Annotated in this window: 16 protein-coding genes; 8 read left to right on the top strand and 8 right to left on the bottom strand. The window is 68.4% G+C overall.

Going from position 1 to position 16,618, the window contains the following annotated elements:
• Positions 1 to 139: 139 nt before the first annotated feature.
• On the bottom strand, positions 140 to 517 hold the full coding sequence (locus D1832_RS16065) for an AMP-binding enzyme (protein ID WP_338067264.1): 378 nt from the start codon (positions 515 to 517) through the stop codon (positions 140 to 142).
• A 90-nt stretch (positions 518 to 607) separates the two neighbouring features.
• Here D1832_RS16065 and D1832_RS00725 point away from each other — a divergent pair, with 90 nt between their 5' ends.
• Positions 608 to 1,945, top strand: a complete 1,338-nt coding sequence (locus D1832_RS00725) for an MFS transporter (protein WP_206609326.1) — start codon at positions 608 to 610, stop codon at positions 1,943 to 1,945.
• Positions 1,946 to 1,965: 20 nt separating this feature from the next.
• On the opposite strand, the gene D1832_RS00720 is transcribed toward D1832_RS00725, so the two are convergent.
• Complete coding sequence (locus tag D1832_RS00720; RefSeq protein WP_241510795.1) at positions 1,966 to 3,180, bottom strand: MFS transporter; 1,215 nt, start codon at positions 3,178 to 3,180, stop codon at positions 1,966 to 1,968.
• Between the two features lie 36 nt (positions 3,181 to 3,216).
• Here D1832_RS00720 and D1832_RS15630 point away from each other — a divergent pair, with 36 nt between their 5' ends.
• Both D1832_RS15630 and D1832_RS00710 read left to right on the top strand, forming a co-directional pair.
• On the top strand, positions 3,217 to 4,194 hold the full coding sequence (locus D1832_RS15630) for a mycothiol transferase (RefSeq protein WP_118912193.1): 978 nt from the start codon (positions 3,217 to 3,219) through the stop codon (positions 4,192 to 4,194).
• Between the two features lie 60 nt (positions 4,195 to 4,254).
• On the top strand, positions 4,255 to 5,016 hold the full coding sequence (locus D1832_RS00710) for an SDR family oxidoreductase (RefSeq protein WP_206609325.1): 762 nt from the start codon (positions 4,255 to 4,257) through the stop codon (positions 5,014 to 5,016).
• A 75-nt stretch (positions 5,017 to 5,091) separates the two neighbouring features.
• Here D1832_RS00710 and D1832_RS00705 read toward each other — a convergent pair whose 3' ends face one another.
• On the bottom strand, positions 5,092 to 5,814 hold the full coding sequence (locus D1832_RS00705; RefSeq protein ID WP_118912192.1) for a S1 family peptidase: 723 nt from the start codon (positions 5,812 to 5,814) through the stop codon (positions 5,092 to 5,094).
• A gap of 135 nt (positions 5,815 to 5,949) precedes the next feature.
• A complete protein-coding gene (locus D1832_RS00700) occupies positions 5,950 to 6,351 on the bottom strand; it encodes an SMI1/KNR4 family protein (protein ID WP_118912191.1) in 402 nt (133 codons plus the stop codon).
• A gap of 156 nt (positions 6,352 to 6,507) precedes the next feature.
• Here D1832_RS00700 and fumC point away from each other — a divergent pair, with 156 nt between their 5' ends.
• Positions 6,508 to 7,905, top strand: a complete 1,398-nt coding sequence (gene fumC / locus D1832_RS00695; RefSeq protein ID WP_118912190.1) for a class II fumarate hydratase — start codon at positions 6,508 to 6,510, stop codon at positions 7,903 to 7,905.
• 78 nt (positions 7,906 to 7,983) lie between these two features.
• Here fumC and D1832_RS00690 read toward each other — a convergent pair whose 3' ends face one another.
• The 3 genes from D1832_RS00690 to D1832_RS00680 form a co-directional block, all read right to left on the bottom strand.
• On the bottom strand, positions 7,984 to 8,928 hold the full coding sequence (locus D1832_RS00690; RefSeq protein WP_118912189.1) for an L-lactate dehydrogenase: 945 nt from the start codon (positions 8,926 to 8,928) through the stop codon (positions 7,984 to 7,986).
• Positions 8,929 to 8,976: 48 nt separating this feature from the next.
• The gene (locus tag D1832_RS00685) at positions 8,977 to 9,645 is read right to left on the bottom strand and encodes an HAD-IA family hydrolase (RefSeq protein WP_118912188.1); all 669 of its coding nucleotides are present in this window, start codon (positions 9,643 to 9,645) and stop codon (positions 8,977 to 8,979) included.
• A gap of 91 nt (positions 9,646 to 9,736) precedes the next feature.
• On the bottom strand, positions 9,737 to 11,380 hold the full coding sequence (locus tag D1832_RS00680; RefSeq protein WP_147362582.1) for a VWA domain-containing protein: 1,644 nt from the start codon (positions 11,378 to 11,380) through the stop codon (positions 9,737 to 9,739).
• 259 nt (positions 11,381 to 11,639) lie between these two features.
• On the opposite strand from D1832_RS00680, the gene panD reads away from it, so the two are divergent.
• Positions 11,640 to 12,050, top strand: a complete 411-nt coding sequence (gene panD / locus D1832_RS00675; RefSeq protein WP_118912186.1) for an aspartate 1-decarboxylase — start codon at positions 11,640 to 11,642, stop codon at positions 12,048 to 12,050.
• A gap of 50 nt (positions 12,051 to 12,100) precedes the next feature.
• Here the strand turns inward: panD and D1832_RS00670 are convergent, their stop codons facing one another.
• Complete coding sequence (locus D1832_RS00670) at positions 12,101 to 12,823, bottom strand: VIT1/CCC1 transporter family protein (RefSeq protein WP_118912185.1); 723 nt, start codon at positions 12,821 to 12,823, stop codon at positions 12,101 to 12,103.
• A gap of 251 nt (positions 12,824 to 13,074) precedes the next feature.
• Here D1832_RS00670 and typA point away from each other — a divergent pair, with 251 nt between their 5' ends.
• The 3 genes from typA (at position 13,075) to D1832_RS00655 (ending at position 16,549) form a co-directional block, all read left to right on the top strand.
• Positions 13,075 to 14,988, top strand: a complete 1,914-nt coding sequence (gene typA, locus D1832_RS00665) for a translational GTPase TypA (protein WP_047310325.1) — start codon at positions 13,075 to 13,077, stop codon at positions 14,986 to 14,988.
• A gap of 113 nt (positions 14,989 to 15,101) precedes the next feature.
• Positions 15,102 to 16,049 (top strand): PIG-L family deacetylase, encoded by a 948-nt coding sequence (locus D1832_RS00660; RefSeq protein WP_118912184.1) that lies wholly within the window; start codon positions 15,102 to 15,104, stop codon positions 16,047 to 16,049.
• A complete protein-coding gene (locus tag D1832_RS00655) occupies positions 16,046 to 16,549 on the top strand; it encodes a flavin reductase family protein (RefSeq protein ID WP_047310324.1) in 504 nt (167 codons plus the stop codon). The genes D1832_RS00660 and D1832_RS00655 overlap by 4 nt, the downstream gene beginning before the upstream one ends.
• The last annotated feature ends 69 nt before the right edge of the window (positions 16,550 to 16,618 follow it).

Here is a 16,618-nt window from a genome sequence, read left to right as displayed (position 1 = left end):
TTTCGCGGGTGGGGCGTGGCACGACCGTAACCGGCGGGAGGATGCTCGCCGCACCCTCGAGCGGCGGACGGGCCGGCCGTCTCAGCCCGTGATCGTCATGGGGCTGCGTCAGGCGGTGGTCAGGCCTGAGAGGCCGAACTCAGCGTCTGCTTGACGTCCTCTTGAGCACCTTGCCGACCTCCGAGCGCTTCAGGCCGGGCCACACGGAGACCTCCTTGGGGGCCTTCACGCTGCTGATGCGTTCCTTCGTGAAGGCCGCCACCTGCGCCGGATCCGGGTTAGCGCCGGGCGTTGGCTGGACGACAGCGACGACCCACTCGCCCCACTTCTCGGGGCGCGAGCCGTGTTTCGATGCCTTCGCGTTCTCCTTCCGAGGTCTTCCATCACCCGGGCACGGTCCAGTCGCTGCTCGAGCCGGCCCCGCGTGACGAGGTCGCCGCCATCTACGCCCGGTTGGAATCGAGCGGGCGTGTGTGCTCCTCGACGCGCTGGTTGCTCCGTCGACAGCGTGACGCACCAGACTTTTCCTCTTGTTGACCAAAAGGGGTTCGATCGGGCTACTCTTTTTCCGGTACGACTTTGTGCCTAACTGACGAAAAGAGTGCCCATGTCCATGACGACCGAACACCGAACTCGCGAGGAGCGTCTCGACGCCCTGCCGTTCAACCGTCGTCACCGTTCGTTGCTCGTCGGCTCCGGCCTCGGCTGGGCGCTCGACGCCATGGACGTCGGCCTCATCTCCTTCCTCATGGTTGCCGTGAAGAAGGAGTGGGGCCTGTCGACCACCGACCTGTCGTGGCTCGCCTCGATCGGCTTCATCGGGATGGCGATCGGCGCCGGCGCCGGTGGCGCCCTGGCCGACCGCATCGGCCGCCGCACGGTCTTCGCCGGCACGCTCGTCGTGTACGGCCTTGCAACGGGCCTGTCAGCCCTCGCACCGACGTTCCTCGTGCTGTGCGCTCTGCGCTTCGTTGTCGGTCTGGGCCTCGGCGCCGAACTGCCCGTCGCCTCGACGCTCGTGAGTGAGTACGCGCCGCGCCGACTGCGGGGCCGCATGGTCGTCGCTCTCGAGTCGTTCTGGGCCGTGGGCTGGCTGCTCGCCGCCGTCATCGGCTTCACCGTGGTGCCGCGCGAGAACGGGTGGCGTTGGGCCATGCTCCTCGGCCTCGTGCCCGCGCTCTACGCGGTGTGGGTGCGTCGAGGCCTGCCCGAATCCGTGCGCTTCCTCGAACGCGCCGGACGTGAGGAGGAGGCCGAGCGATCCGTCCGCGAGTTCGAATCGGCGTCCGGCATCGAAGCTCCGAAGAGCGCCGCCGTCGCGCCGACAGACCACGAGGCTGCGCCCAAGCCGAAAATGACCGACGCCTTCGCGCCGGCGTACCGCACCCGCACCGCCGCGCTGTGGACCACGTGGTTCGGCGTCAACTTCGCCTACTACGGCGCGTTCCTGTGGATTCCGACGTTCCTCGTCGCCGGTGGCTACCCGGTGGCCAAGTCGTTCGGCTTCACGCTCATCATCACGATCGCGCAACTGCCCGGGTACCTCGCGGCTGCGGTGCTCGTCGAGAAGATCGGCCGACGTCCCACGCTCGCCGCCTTCCTCGCCGGCTCCGCGCTCTCGGCGCTCGCGTTCGGCAACGCCGGCTCCGAAGCCACGATCATCGCGGCCGGATGCGCACTCAGCTTCTTCAACCTCGGCGCCTGGGGTGCGCTCTACGCCATCACGCCGGAGATCTACCCGACCGCGATCCGCGCCGCGGGTGCCGGAAGCGCGACGGCGTTCGGCCGCATCGCGTCGATCGTTGCGCCGCTCATCGTGCCGGTCGTCTTCACCGAGCACGGCGAGGTGTGGACGTTCGCGCTCATCGCGTTCGCGTTCGCCGTCGCCATGGTGGCGTCACTGCTCCTGCCCGAACGACGTGGCGCGAGCCTCGAGGAGGCCTGAGCAGGCTCGTTGGGTGTCGCTCAGGCGCCTACGCGCTCGTCCTGCGGATCGCGCAGGGCGGGCGTGAACGTCAGCGCGGTGAGCAGCAGGCCCGCCACGAGCGGTAGGAGCATCGCGCGCTGAATGTCGAAGTGTGAGCTGAGGTAGCCGATGACGCCCGGCCCGGCCAGGAACGCGGTGTACCCGAAGCCGGTGACGATGGCGAGCACCCGACCGCCGCCGATGTGGCCCGCGATCGCGTAGATCTGCGGCGCGATCATGCCGACACCCAGGCCCACGAGCAGCCAGCCGGCGAGGATGACGGGCAGGGACGACGCCACCACCGTCACCGCGAAACCGGCGACGGCCACCGGAGCTCCGAATCGGACGACCGCGACGCGTCCGTAGCGGCGCACGAGCGCGTCGCCGACGAGGCGGATGGCGACCATCGTCGCCGACACCGCGACGAGACCTGCTGCGCCGGTGCCGGCGTCGACCTTCGCGACGTCGGTGACGTGGATCGAGGCCCAGTCGATGGCCGTTCCTTCGGTGAAGCCGAAGAACAGGGCCATGACGCCGAGCAACCACGCCTGCGGCGGGATGCCCGTGGCCTTCGTGGACGCCGAAACGTCGGCCTCATCCGTCTCCTGCGCGCCTGCGTCGTCGTGGGGGGCCTTGGGGGTGCGGGCCAGCAGCGCGGCGAGCGCGAGGAGCGCCGCGACGGCGATGACGATGAGGGCCGAGCGTGGATCGGCGTCGTCCTGCAGGCGGGCGAACGCCACGACGATGACCGCGCCGACGAAGCCACCGAGCGAGAAGAACGCGTGGAAACGACTCATCGCCGGTATGCCGGAGGCCTTCTCCGCGTCGATGCCGAGGGCGTTCATCGCGACGTCCATCGTGCCGTTGCTCGCACCGATGAGCGCTCCCGCGAGGACGAGAGCCACATAGTTCGGTACGAACGCGAGGAGTCCGACAGCCGCAGCCATCGCGACGCCGCTCACGAGAGACGGCAAGCGTGGGGTGATGCGGTCGGAGACGCGCCCGCCGATCTGCATCGAGACGATGGCGCTCGCGCCGGTGACGAGGAGAACGGCGCCGATGCCGCCCGCGTCCGTACCGACGCGCTCACGCAGGCCCGGCAGCGAACCGCCCCATGCGCCCATCATCACGCCGTTGACGAAGAAGATCGCGAAAACGGCGCGCACGAGCGCACGTCCCTGCTCGCGCGTGAAGGCTGTGGGGGATTCAGGCATACCGACCATTGTGACGCGCGGCCCTAGGCTGGTCGAATGGACGACAAGGCGATGCTCAAGACCTACCTCGACTCATTGCGTTCCGCGGTGTTGTGGAAGCTCGAGGGGCTCGACGAGTGGCAGGCGCGATGGCCCATGACGTCGACGGGCTCGAACGTCCTCGGCATCGTCAAGCATCTTGCTGCGATGGAGTACGGCTATCTCGGCATCGTCTTCGCCCGCCCCGGTGAGGAGTTGCCCTGGATCGGGCCGGGTGCGGAGCCCAACGCGGACATGTGGGCGACCGGTGAGGAGTCGATCGAGGACGTCGTGCTCCTGTACCGCCGCGCTGTTGCCCACGCCGACGCGACGATCGATGCCCTCGATCTTGAGGCTCCGGGCAACGTGCCCTGGTGGCCCCAGCCCGACGTGACGCTGCACCGGATTCTCGTTCACCTTGTCGTCGAAATCGCTCGGCACGCAGGGCATCTCGATATTCTGCGTGAGCAGCTTGACGGACGCGTGGGGTTGCGTGAGGCGAACCCGAACCTGCCGTTCGGTGACGACGCGTCGTGGGCCGACCACGTCGATCGGCTGCGCGACGTTGCCATCGAGGCCCAGTGGCCGGGAGCCCGCGCCGGCCTCTACGCATTCCCGGGTCCGCTACGCGACACGCTGCTCGCCGCCATCATCAGCGGTACGAAGAGTTCCACGTCGGCATTGCTGGAGGGGTACCGCGCGGACGGTGAGCCGCTGCCCGTCGTGGGGGAGCGTGAGGTGCTCATCTCCTCGACCGGCCTGCCGGTCGGCATCACGGAGACGACCGAGGTGCGCGTCGTCAGCCTCGACGAGGTCGACCTCGATCACGCCCTCGACGAGGGTGAAGGCTTCCGGGACGTCGCCGAATGGCGGGAAGCGCACGAACGTTTCTGGACGAGTGACGACGTGCGCGCCGAGTTGGACGACCCGAACTTCACGGTGAACGACGACACCCAGGTTGTCCTCCAGCGCTTCGCGCTCGTGAAGAAGCTCTGAACGCGCCCTCTGGTTGACTGGGCACAGCCGCTCGATTCCACCGCAACGCAAGGAGAAGTCATGCGTGTCGCCATCGCCGGCTCGACCGGCCTCATCGGAACCAAGCTCGTCGAGCTGGCTCGCTCCGACGGTCACGACGTCGTCGAGGTGTCGCGTTCCTCCGGCTTCGACCTCACGGACGAGGCCGTCCTGCCCCGCCTCGCCGAGGCGCTCGCGGACGTGGACGCCGTCGTCGACGTCACGCAGGGCGCGAGCTTCGAGGAGGACGAGGCGGTCAGCTTCTTCCGTTCGGTGGCCGGCCATCTCGGCCAGGCAGCTCACGAGGCCGGCGTGCGACGCACGGTCGTGTTGTCGATCGTCGGCATCGAGGAGAGCCCCGACTACGGCTACTACGTCGGCAAGGTGGCACAGGAGAAGGCCCACCGGGAGAACTCCCCGGGCGTCCTCGTTCTGCGCGCCACCCAGTTCCACGAATTCCCGGGCCAGATGGTCGAGTGGTTCACCACCGACGGCGTGGCCGACGTCATGGACGTGGAATTCCAGCCGGTCGACTCCGCCGAGGTCGTTCGTCTGCTTGCTCGAGATGGCGACAGGGTCGTTCGACGGCGATGTCCAACTCGCCGGGCCGCGCACCGAGAGCCTCGTCGGCCTGGCCCGCGCGCACGTTGCGGCCAAGGGGCTCGATGCCGCGGTGAAGCCGGGCGAAGCGCCCGCATCCATGGCCGAGGGCGGCATGTTGCCGCGGCAGGAGGACGCCGTCATCGTGCGTGGCCGCTCGTGGCACGAGTGGATGGATCAGGAGAACTGACGCTCCCGCGCTGATTTCGGCGCGTGGCGCGAACGAGGGGCGCCGCACTCGTCGTGAGTGCGGCGCCCCTCGTCAATCGTGGTCGTGGCTCAGACGCCCGCGGTCTGACGGATCCAGGCGCGGTGGCCGGTGATGTTGGAGTAGTTCGAACCGGCGTGGATGTTGCTGCCCGGGTCGGCCGTGTCGCCCGTCGAGCAGACGCCCACGATCTGACCGTTGATGACGAGCGGGCCTCCGGAGTCACCGTGGTTCGAGGCGCCGTTGATGCCCTGGACGTGGATCGCGCGGCCGCGGTAGGCATCCGTGCTCGAGCCGAGGACGGTGACGTTCGCCTTGAACAGGCCGGTGGACTGCCGGCTGTTGGCGCGAAGGCCGTAGCCGCTGATGACGCCCGTCTGCCCACGCTGCGCCGTGTACGAGTTGGCCATCTGCATCGGGTTGACGCCGACCGGCTTGGCGAGGTGGACGAGTCCGACATCTCCGTAGGGGGAGTTGACGAGGCGGTCGCCGGAGACCGGCGTGCCGGGATTCGTCGTCGAGTTGGAGGTGTAGACCTTCATCCGGCTGCTGCCCTCGGTGCAGTGACGTGCGGTGAGGACCCACTGCGCGGCGATGACCTCGCCGGTGCAGCCGTACTGACCGCCGTCCTGCGTGAAGACGAGTTGTACGACGGACGGGTTGGAGGCCTGGGAGCCTCCGACGATGTACTCGGGCTTGTCGACCGTGGGGGAGGCGCCTGCCGTGGGGGCGAGCGCGAAAGCCATGGTCGTGCCGGCCGCGGCAGCGGCGAGGCGGAGCGTCGGTCGGGTCATTTTCATGCCTCTCTTCGCGTCGACCCCGGGAGGTGGGGTCGTGAGTGCCCACAACGCTTACATAGGCGATGCAAAGAGAGTGCATGAGCGAGGTCACAATAAAGTTACAAATTGTGAACCGTGGAACTATGTTGGTCAGTCGAGGAGATTGTTTTCCGTCTCGAACTCGCCGCGCAGCGACTCGAGGAAACCGACGAACGTCGCGCCGAGTTCGCTCAGTTCCTCACCCGTGCCGCGTTCGACGTCGACCCAGCGCGTCGGGTGGCCGGGAACGACACCGAAATCCCAGTCCTCACCGCGACCGAACACGCACGCCTCGCCCACCTTCGTCACCGAACTCGGGTGCAGCACACGCAGGTACGGGCCAGGACCGCCGTCGGCGGTGAGTACCTGGCCGTTGAAGGTGGCTGACGTCAGCCAGAAGGCACGCAGGTCGTCGGGGAACGTGACGCCGAGGGCCTCCTCGGCGTGAGCGATCTCGTCCTCGGTGGCGGGGGTGTCGAGTTGGTCGGACGCGAAGTACTCGGAGTAGGACATGGCGCCAGTCTGACATTCCCTGAGCCCTCCCGCGCCACGTCGTTCGAAGCGCTCTGGGGTCCTGGCCGAAGGCTATCGGGGCGAGCTTCTGCGTCGCCCGGCCGCAGACCGCACCGCGTGTGGAAGTGGGGGCTGGAGCGTGCCTAGAGTGAAGGTATGGCTACGCGTACTGAATCCGACAGCATGGGGCAGATCGAGGTCGACGAGGCGGCGTACTGGGGTGCTCAGACCCAGCGCAGCATCGAGAACTTCGACATCGGCCGCGACACCTTCGTGTGGGGTCCGGCGATGGTGCGGGCCCTGGGCATCCTCAAGAAGGCCGCGGCGCAGGCCAACGCGGAACTCGGCGAACTGCCCGCCGACGTCGCCGAACTCATCGAGCGTGCGGCGGACGACGTCATCGAGGGGCGTCTGAACGACCAGTTCCCGCTCGTCGTCTTCCAGACGGGCTCGGGCACGCAGTCCAACATGAACTCCAACGAGGTCATCTCCAACCGCGCCATCGAACTGGCCGGCGGCGAGCGCGGCTCGAAGAAGCCGGTTCACCCCAACGACCACGTCAACCGCGGCCAGTCGAGCAACGACACGTTCCCGACGGCCATGCACATCGCCGTCGTCCTCGACCTCGTGGAGCGCCTGTACCCGGCCGTCACCGAGTTGCGTGACGTGCTCGCCGCCAAGGCCGACGAGTTCGCGGACATCGTCAGCGTCGGCCGTACGCACCTGCAGGACGCGACGCCGATCATGCTCGGCCAGGAGTTCGGCGGCTGGGTGGCCCAGCTCGACTTCGCGCTGGAGCAGGTGCGTCAGGCGGAGCAGGCCACGCGCGCTCTCGCGATCGGCGGAACGGCCGTCGGCACGGGCCTCAACGCCCACCCGGACTTCGGCAAGCTCGCCGCGAAGAAGATCTCCGAGATCTCCGGCCAGGAGTTCCGTCAGGCCGACAACCTCTTCGCCTCGCTGTCGGCCCACGACGAACTCGTGGCCGTGTCCTCGGCGCTCAAGCTGCTCGGCGGCGCGCTCATGAAGATCGCCAACGACGTGCGCTGGCTGGCCTCCGGCCCGCGTAACGGCATCGGCGAACTCAACATCCCCGAGAACGAGCCGGGCAGCTCGATCATGCCGGGCAAGGTCAACCCGACGCAGGCCGAGGCCATGACGATGGTCGCGACGCGCGTGTTCGGCAACGACGCCACGGTGGGCTTCGCCGGCTCGCAGGGCAATTTCCAGCTCAACGTCTTCAAGCCCGTCATGGCGCACGCCGTGCTCGAGAGCATCCGCCTCATCTCCGACGCGTGCCGCTCGTTCACCGAGCACTGCGCACGCGGCATCGAGCCGAACCGCGAGCGCATCGAGGCGAACCTTGCCTCCAACCTCATGGTCGTCACGGCCCTCAACCGCCACATCGGCTACGACAAGGCGGCCGCCATCGCGAAGAAGGCCCACAAGGAGGGCACCACGCTGCGCGAGGCCGCAGTCGCCTCCGGTGAGGTCTCGGAGAAGGACTTCGACGCCTGGGTCGTGCCTGCCGACATGACGCACCCGTCGGCCTGACCCGCACACGCGAAGCCCCGGAGACGCCAAGGCTGTCTCCGGGGCTTCGTCGTGGCTGCTCGGCCGCCGCGACGTTCGTCAGGTCGCGCGCAGGTTCGCGTCGTCGACAATGCGCCCGAGCACCTCGGCCGAGTGGGCGAGGCCGGCTGCTTCGGCGTCGGTCAGGCTGAGTTCGACGACGCTGCGCACACCCTTGCGCCCCAGTACCGCAGGCACACCGAGGTAGAGATCGGTGACGCCGTAGGGCCCTTGCAGGTACGTCGAGATCGGGATGGCTGCGTACTCATCGCGAAGGAGCGCCCGGGTGATCCGCGCAAGGGCCATGCCGATGCCGTACGACGTCGAGCCCTTGGCGTCGATGATCTGGTAGGCGGCGGTGCGTGTTTCGTCGAAGATGCGCTCGATCTCGTCGCGTCGGCCGGGCACGGCGTCGAGGTCCCGCGCGAGGGGAGCACCGGCCACGTTCGCCGACGACAGCGCGGGCACCTCGGTGTCGCCGTGCTCCCCGATGATCGCGGCGTGCACCGACGTCGGCGCCACGTCGTACAGCTCACCGAGCATGAAGCGCAGGCGCGCGGTGTCGAGCGCGGTGCCGGAACCGATGACGCACTCCGACGGCAGGCCGGAGAACTTCCACGTCGCGTACGTCATGACGTCGACGGGGTTCGTGGCGATGAGGAAGATGCCGTCGAAGCCTGTCTCCATGACCGAAGCGACGATGGAACGGAAGATTTCGACGTTGCGGCCCACCAGGTCGAGGCGGGTCTCGCCGGGCTTCTGTGCGGCGCCCGCCGTGATGACGACGACGTCGGCGTCCGCGCAGTCGGCGTATTCGCCCACGGTGACGCGGGTCGGTGTCGGTGCCCAGACGACACCGTGATTGAGGTCCATGACCTCGCCGAAGACCTTCTGCTCGTTGATGTCGATGATCGACAACTCGTGCACGAGGCCCTGGTTGACGAGGGCGTAGGCGTAGGCGACACCGACGTCTCCGGCACCGATGAGAACGACTCGATCACTCATGAATCCACCGTAGGTGGGCCGGGTGAACGCCAGGTGATCGACCGGGCGTCAACGGGATTCGAGCGCGACGCCCTCGGAGCCCGGAACGAACTGTACGGACGCCAGGGATGCGACGACGGCGTCGGCGTCGAGTGCTTCGGCGGGCGTCGTCGACGTGAGCGCGAGCGTGGCGCATCCGGCGGCCTTGGCGGCAGCGAGACCGCTCGGCGCGTCCTCGACGACGAGGCAGTGGGTTGGGTCCACGCCGAGGCGTTCGGCGGCGAGGAGGAACGGATCGGGGTGCGGCTTGCCGCGCTCCACGTCGTCGAACGTGACGACGGCGTCGGGCAACGGAATGCCCGCTGCGGCGAGTCGGGCGAGGCCCAGCTCGCGCGTCGCCGACGTCACGACGGCGCAGCGCTTCGGGCCGATGGCCTCCACGGCCTCGATGGCGCCCGCGATCGCACGGACGTCGTCCGTGTCGGCGACCTCGAGTTCCGTGATGCGCGCCAGCGCGGCCCGTGCGTCGAGGTGCGGGGCGATGCTCGCGATGATCCCGGCAGCCGGCACGCCGTGATGTTGACCGAGCAGCGCGGGGTCGACGTCGTACTCACGAGCCCACGCGAGCCACGAGCGTTCGACCGCCGGGGTGGAATCGACGAGCGTCCCGTCGTTGTCGAAGAGGACGGCGGCGTAGGTGCGCCCGGTCAGAGCGGTGAGGTCGTCGAGCGTGGGCATGGGCTCATCCCATCATGTCGACGCGGGACGCTGAAGGGCACGCTCCGCGAGCTGCGGCGCGTGCCCTTCGGCGAACGATCAGCGGGAACGATCAGTTGCTCGAGCGGTTCTGCAACGACGCGGCGAGCACGGCCGACACGTCCTGCGGCGTCTTGGCCGTGTAGACCGTGCCACCGCTGCCGGTGATCTTCGCGATGTCGCTCAGTTCCTTCGTGTTGACGTCCTCGCCGATCGCGAGCGTCGAGATGTCGACGGGGCGCTTCGGGTCGACGGCGTCCCGCAGCTTCTTCTTGAGCTCGCTGAGCGACAGGCCGCCCTTCGGGTCGTCGTTGCGGCCGTCCGTGACGAGCAGGACCGTGCTGATCTGGCCGTCCTTGTAGTCCTTCTGGGCGGCCTGGTAGGTGGCCCAGATGGTGTCGTAGAGAGCGGTGTCGCCCTTGACCCGCTGCGGAAGGGTGTCGATCGAGGCCTGGATGCGCTTGAGCTTGGCAGGGTCGGAGATCGGCGACATCGGAATGCGCTCCTCGTAGTCCTTCTTGCCGTCGAGCTCCGTCGAGAACTCCCACACGGCGATGGACGTCGATGCGGGCACCAGGGAGAGTCCGTGCTTCGTCGCCTTGGAGACAGCCTCGATACGGCTGACGCCGCGGGTCTTCTCGCGCATCGAACCGGACACGTCGACGACTGTGGTCAGACGCAGCGGCTTGGTGGCCTCGGCCCAGCTGGCGACGACCTGGCTGACGCTCTCGTCGCTCGCACCGGAGGTAGCCCGCACCGCGTCGGCGCCTGCGGGCGCATTCGAGGGCGGGTTCGACCCGTCTGCGGTGCGGTACCCGGCCGCAGCGAAGGCCTTCTGGCCCTCGGCGGAGGTGAAGCGCGACATGAGGTCCCTGTAGGCCGCGTCCGTCTGCGGGTCGTCGGCGATGAGCTTGGCCGCGGTGACCTTGACGAGCGGTGAGCCGCCCTCGAGTCCGATCTCGGAGAGCTTGGTCGAACTCTTCGCGTTGCGAGCTGCCAGGGCGGCCTCGGATGTCACGTGCGGAGCGTCCGAGGGAATGCTGTCGCGGGCCGTCAGCGCGAGCCGGCCGAAGACCTCGCGGGCCTTGGATTTGTCGGTACCCAGCGCCTGGGACGCAGCGGTCACGGCGAGGGCGCTCGCACGATCACGCGTGATGTTGGCGACGGTCAGCGGTGGGTTGGCTGACAGGACCTTCGTCCATGCCGCCTCGTCCGTGCCCAGCTTCTTCAACTGCGCGCTCGGCCCGCTGATGATGACAGGCGATGAGGCGAAGGCGGTGCCCGGCGTGATCTTCGTCCCGGCGGCCTCGGAGGCTTCGTCGAACGAGCCGGGGTTGTCGCTCACCCAGATCTGGGCACTGGGGGAGCCGCTCTTGATCTGCTGCAGGGTCTCCGAATCCGTGGCGGCCTGCACGGCGTATGTGCGTTCGCAGCCCTGCTCGTCCTGGCCGCCCTTGTACCCCTCAAGGGCCTTCGAGAGGGGGCCGGACAGCGTCGGGTTCGCGGTGATCGTGATCTGGGCTCCGGCGCACTTGTCGCCACTGGCGGCGGCGTTCTCACCGTTACCGCCGTTGTCGTCACCCGCCTTGTTGCAGGCCCACGCTCCACCGCCGATGGCGAGCAGGGCAACGACCACCGCAGCGACGGTCTTGCCTGAGTTGGAGCGCGCGGACTCGCGACGGCGCGCAGAACGGCTCGTGTAGTCGGCCTCAGTCACGATGAACCTGCCTGGGGAGCGAAGCGACGGCGGCTGCTGCACCCACCGGCGCGTCGCCCGCACGGCAGTGCCCGAGAGACGACTACGTCGCGCGTCTCGCACCGGTAGTCTAGGGGGTCGACGTGATCGATGCCTCGGGTTCAGCGTTCGCGCGATGGTGCGACAGGCGCGGTCGAGCTCACGGGCACAAACCGGGGGCCGTGCGCGTTACCCACTGCTCGCACGCTCGATCCTCAGGTCACCAGGAAGGTTGCTTGCCATGCTCCGCACGATGATGCGCGCCAAGATCCATCGCGCCACGGTCACGCATGCCGATCTGCACTACGTCGGCTCGTGCACGATCTCCGCCGACCTCATGGAGGCCGCGGATCTTCTCGAAGGTGAACAGATCGACATCGTCGACGTCGACAACGGCAACCGCCTCACCACCTACGTCATCGAGGGGCCGCGCGGTGAGGGCCGCATCGGTATCAACGGCGCGGCGGCGCACCTCGTGGGCGTCGGTGACACGGTGATCCTCATCGCGTACGGCCAGTTCGGCCCGGACGAGCTCGCCGCCCACGAACCCCGCGTGGTGTTCGTCGACGGCGACAACCGCATCGTCGAGAAAGGCAGCGACCCGGCGCACGCGCCGCAGGGCTCCGGCCTCGTCGACCCGCGCGAGGGCTGACCGGTCGCAGGTGCCGTGTCGCAAACGTGACACGACGGGCAGTGTCGGGCTCAGCCGACGCCGGTGCCGACGAGCGCGCCCACGCCGAAGGTGATGGCCATGGCGAGCAGGCCGCCACCGACGTTGCGTACGACGGCGCGCTTGGGTGCCGCGCCGCCGAGACGGGCACTGACGAAACCCGTGACGGCGAGCGCCAGGACGACAGCGACGACGGTCACCGGAACCCGCAGGTTCGTCGGGGGCACCAGGATGGCGAGCAGCGGCACGAGAGCACCGAGCGCGAAGGCGAGGAAGGATGCGCCCGCGGCGCTCCACGGGTTCGTCAGGGCCTCCGGATCGAGGCCGAGTTCGGCCTCGGCGTGGGCCCTCAGAGCGTCCTTCGCCGTGAGTTGCTCCGCGACCTGACGGGCGAGCTCCGGCTCGAGCCCCTTGTCGACGTAGATGTCAGCCAGCTCGGCGAGTTCCTCGTCGGGAAGGTGTGCCAGTTCCCAGCGCTCCTTGGCGATGAGGGCCCTCTCGCTGTCGCGTTGCGTGGAGACGGAGACGTATTCGCCTGCTGCCATCGACAGCGCGCCCGAGACGATGCCCGCGATGCCGGCGACGAGAATGGGCGTGCGCTGCGTCGTCGCGCCGGCCACACCCATGACGAGACCGGCGACGGACACGATGCCGTCGTTGGCGCCGAGCACCCCGGCACGCAGCCAGTTCAACGTCGAAGCGTGAGTTGCATCATGCGGCTCTCCGGCATGCGCGGCAGGTGCGGAACTCGTCATGATCGTCAGTGTGAAGAACCAGCCTGCCCGCGCCAAGGTAGGAAAGCCTTGTGTCACTCGCCCGAGCGCCGACATGGTCACCACGGCGGCCGCAGCTCACGCCGCCGACGCCAGCGCCTCCGCCACCTCCATCGGCCCCGTGCACTTCTGGGCGTCGCGTGCCGTCGCGGCAGGTGTCAGACGATGTGTGCCTGGTCATGCTCCGAACGACGTGTCCTCGAGCACGGAAAAACCCTGCGACAATGGGAAGTATGGCTTTGAAGTCCCGTAACGACGTCCGAAACGTCGCGATTGTCGCCCACGTTGACCACGGTAAGACCACGATGGTCGACAAGATGCTCTGGCAGGCCGGCGTCTTCGCCGAGCGCGCCACGGTCGAGTCGACCGGTGAGCGAGTCATGGACTCGGGTGACCTCGAGCGCGAAAAGGGCATCACGATCCTCGCGAAGAACACCGCGATCCACTACAACGGCCCGGCGGCCAAAGAAGTTGCCGGTCTCGCCGACGGCGAATTCGTCACCATCAACATCATCGACACCCCCGGCCACGCCGACTTCGGTGGCGAGGTCGAGCGCGGCCTTTCCATGGTTGACGGCGTCGTCCTGCTCGTCGACGCGTCCGAGGGCCCGCTGCCCCAGACGCGCTTCGTGCTGCGCAAGGCACTCGACGCGAAGATGCCGGTCATCCTGTGCATCAACAAGGTCGACCGCCCCGACGCGCGCATCGGCGAGGTCATCGACGAGGTCTACGAACTCTTCATGGATCTCGACGCCGACGAGGACCAGATCGAGTTCCCGATCGTGTACGCCTCGGGTAAGAACGGCATCGCCTCGATGACGCGCCCCGAGGACGGCACGCTGCCCGAGGGTGACTCGGTGGAGCCGCTGTTCCGCACGATCCTCGACACGATCCCGGCGCCGACGTACGACGACGAGGCGCCGCTGCAGGCCCACGTCACCAACCTCGACTCCGACAACTTCCTCGGCCGCCTCGCGCTGCTGCGCGTGTTCAACGGCGAGATCGCCAAGAACCAGCAGGTCACGTGGTGCAAGGCCGACGGCACGCAGCAGAAGGTGCGCATCACCGAACTGCTCATGACCGAGGGCCTCGAGCGCAAGCCGTCCGAGAAGGCCGCTGGGCCCGGCGACATCATCGCCGTCGCCGGCATCTCCGACATCACGATCGGTGAGACGCTCGCCGACGCCGAGAACCCGATCCCGCTGCCGCTCATCACGGTCGACGAGCCGGCCATCTCCATGACGATCGGTACGAACACCTCGCCGCTCGTCGGCAAGGAGCGCGGCACCAAGGTGACGGCGCGCCTCGTCAAGGACCGCCTCGACAAGGAGCTCATCGGTAACGTCTCGTTGCGCGTTCTGCCCACCGAGCGTCCCGACGCCTGGGAGGTCCAGGGCCGTGGTGAGCTCGCGCTCGCCATCCTCGTCGAGCAGATGCGTCGAGAGGGCTTCGAGCTCACCGTCGGCAAGCCGCAGGTCGTCACGCGTGAGATCGACGGCAAGCTGCACGAGCCGACCGAGCGCCTCACGATCGACACCCCCGAGGAGCACCTCGGTGGCATCACGCAGCTGCTCGCCGCCCGCAAGGGCCGCATGGAGCAGATGACGAACCACGGCACCGGCTGGATCCGCATGGAGTTCGTCGTGCCGGCGCGTGGCCTCATCGGCTTCCGGACAGAGTTCCTCACCGAGACCCGCGGTACGGGTATCGCGCACAGCATCCACGAGGGTTACGAGCCGTGGTTCGGCGTCATCACGACGCGCGTCGCCGGATCGCTCGTCGCCGACCGCAGCGGCCCCGTCACGTCGTACGCGATGGTCAACCTGCAGGAGCGTGGCGTCCTGTTCGTCTCCCCGGGCACCGAGGTGTACGAGGGCATGATCGTCGGCGAGAACAGCCGCGCGGACGACATGGACGTCAACATCACCAAGGAGAAGAAGCTGACGAACGTGCGTGCGTCGTCGGCCGACAACTTCGAGAAGGTCATCCCGCCGAAGCAGCTCTCCCTCGAGCAGAGCCTCGAGTTCTGCCGCGAGGACGAGTGCTGCGAGGTCACGCCGACCGCCGTGCGCATCCGCAAGGTCGTGCTCAACGCGAACGAGCGTGCCCGCGCCACGTCGCGTGCGAAGAACGCGGCCAAGAGCTGACGCTCGCGTCTGACGAAGGCGGTCACCCTCTCGGGGGTGGCCGCCTTCGTCGTTGCCGGGGACGCTTCACGAACGCTTTGCGTTTCGATCGATCCCGTACGAAGGTTGACCTCATGGCCCGTCTGCTCTTCGTTCACGCACATCCCGACGACGAATCGCTGTGGACGGGCGTCGCGTTGGCCCATCATGTCGCCGCGGGCGACGAGGTGCACGTGCTCACGTGCACGCTGGGGGAGGAGGGCGAGGTCATCCCCGACGACCTCAAGCACCTCGAACTTCCCGCAGGCGAGGCGCGCGATCCTGATGCAGCCGACCCGCTGGCCGAGGTGCGCCGCGACGAGTTGCGCGCCGCGATGGAGGCCATGGCCGTCACCTCGTCGGTCGTCTTCGGCGACGAGGAGTTCCGTCGCCTCAGCGGGCGCGAGTCGGCGCCTGCGTTCCGCGACTCCGGCATGGCCGGCACGCCGTCCGCCGCGCACCCGCGCGCCTTCGCGAGCTGTGACATCGACGCCGTGGCGGCCGATGTTGCGGCCTACGTCGATGCGCTCGCCCCGGACGCCGTCGTCACCTACGACGAGCAGGGCGGCTACGGCCATCCCGATCACATCCGCACCCACGACGTCACCGTCGCCGCCGTCGCGGCGTCGCGAACACAGCCGCAGTTGTTCATCACGCTGACGCCGCGCTCGTGGGCCGTCGAGGACCGGGCCTGGCTGCACGCGATGTGCTCCCCGCAGTTCCTCGAGGAGACAGGCTTCCTCGTGCCCTCGGCCGACGACCCGTTCCCGCCGTCCGTCGCGGACGATGCCGAGGTGACGCACGCCGTCGTCGACGAGCAGGCCGTCACAGCGCAGATCCGGGCGCTTCGAGCCCACCGCACGCAGGTCACCGTCGCCGACGAGGTGTACGCCCTGTCCAACGACATCGCTGCGCGACTTTCCGGACGTGAGGGGTACGCCCGCTATGACGCCGAAGCGCGTGCACGTGTCGGTGCCGCGGCTCCCGGCGAGCACGCCGGGCCGGGAACCGACGGCCACCGAGCACCCCTGGTGACGCGATGAGCAGCCACCACGAACCGGTCGACCCGGACCACTACCGCAAGGCCATCGGGCGATTTGCCACGGGCGTCAGCGTCGTCACGACGAAGGCCGGCGGTCTTGATCACGCCATGACGGTCAACTCCCTGACGAGTGTCTCGCTCGAGCCCGTCCTCATGCTCATCAGCGTCGAGCGCGAGGCGCGCTTCTGGGATGCCGTCATGGAGTGCGGCGAATGGGGTGTGTCCCTGCTCGGTGCGGACGCTCAGAAGACCGCGAGTTGGTTGTCGACGCGTGGCCGTCCCCTGCACGGGCAGCTCGACCGCGTCCCGCACCACCGTGGCGAGGTCACCGATGTCGCACTCCTCGACGGTGCGCTGGCAGAGTTCGAGTGCCGCACGACCAGCACGCTTGATGCCGGCGACCACACGCTCGTCGTCGGTGAGGTGCTGTCGCTGGCGATCGGCGACGACCCCGGCGATGCCCTCACGTACTACCGCGGGGCCTTCGGTCGCCTCGTATGACACTCGTTCGGGTGAACGGCGGCGCGTCGAGCGTCAGAGTGCACGCCGCAGCCTCGAACTCGTGTTGCA

It is taken from the genome of Dermacoccus abyssi, from assembly GCF_003515945.1.
In the GTDB taxonomy this organism is placed as follows: Bacteria; Actinomycetota; Actinomycetes; order Actinomycetales; family Dermatophilaceae; genus Dermacoccus; species Dermacoccus abyssi.
This window is presented reverse-complemented; position numbering and strand designations above follow the sequence as displayed.

Coding starts and splice junctions, on each gene's coding strand:
- D1832_RS00705 (WP_118912192.1), bottom strand. CDS start 5,814: ATGACCCGACCGACGCTCCGCCTCGCCGCTGCCGCGGCCGGCACGACC.
- fumC (WP_118912190.1), top strand. CDS start 6,508: ATGGCTACGCGTACTGAATCCGACAGCATGGGGCAGATCGAGGTCGAC.
- D1832_RS00660 (WP_118912184.1), top strand. CDS start 15,102: ATGGCCCGTCTGCTCTTCGTTCACGCACATCCCGACGACGAATCGCTG.
- panD (WP_118912186.1), top strand. CDS start 11,640: ATGCTCCGCACGATGATGCGCGCCAAGATCCATCGCGCCACGGTCACG.
- D1832_RS00690 (WP_118912189.1), bottom strand. CDS start 8,928: ATGAGTGATCGAGTCGTTCTCATCGGTGCCGGAGACGTCGGTGTCGCC.
- D1832_RS00685 (WP_118912188.1), bottom strand. CDS start 9,645: ATGCCCACGCTCGACGACCTCACCGCTCTGACCGGGCGCACCTACGCC.
- D1832_RS00725 (WP_206609326.1), top strand. CDS start 608: ATGTCCATGACGACCGAACACCGAACTCGCGAGGAGCGTCTCGACGCC.
- D1832_RS00720 (WP_241510795.1), bottom strand. CDS start 3,180: ATGCCTGAATCCCCCACAGCCTTCACGCGCGAGCAGGGACGTGCGCTC.
- D1832_RS00700 (WP_118912191.1), bottom strand. CDS start 6,351: ATGTCCTACTCCGAGTACTTCGCGTCCGACCAACTCGACACCCCCGCC.
- D1832_RS00710 (WP_206609325.1), top strand. CDS start 4,255: ATGCGTGTCGCCATCGCCGGCTCGACCGGCCTCATCGGAACCAAGCTC.
- D1832_RS00670 (WP_118912185.1), bottom strand. CDS start 12,823: ATGACGAGTTCCGCACCTGCCGCGCATGCCGGAGAGCCGCATGATGCA.
- typA (WP_047310325.1), top strand. CDS start 13,075: ATGGCTTTGAAGTCCCGTAACGACGTCCGAAACGTCGCGATTGTCGCC.
- D1832_RS00655 (WP_047310324.1), top strand. CDS start 16,046: ATGAGCAGCCACCACGAACCGGTCGACCCGGACCACTACCGCAAGGCC.
- D1832_RS15630 (WP_118912193.1), top strand. CDS start 3,217: ATGGACGACAAGGCGATGCTCAAGACCTACCTCGACTCATTGCGTTCC.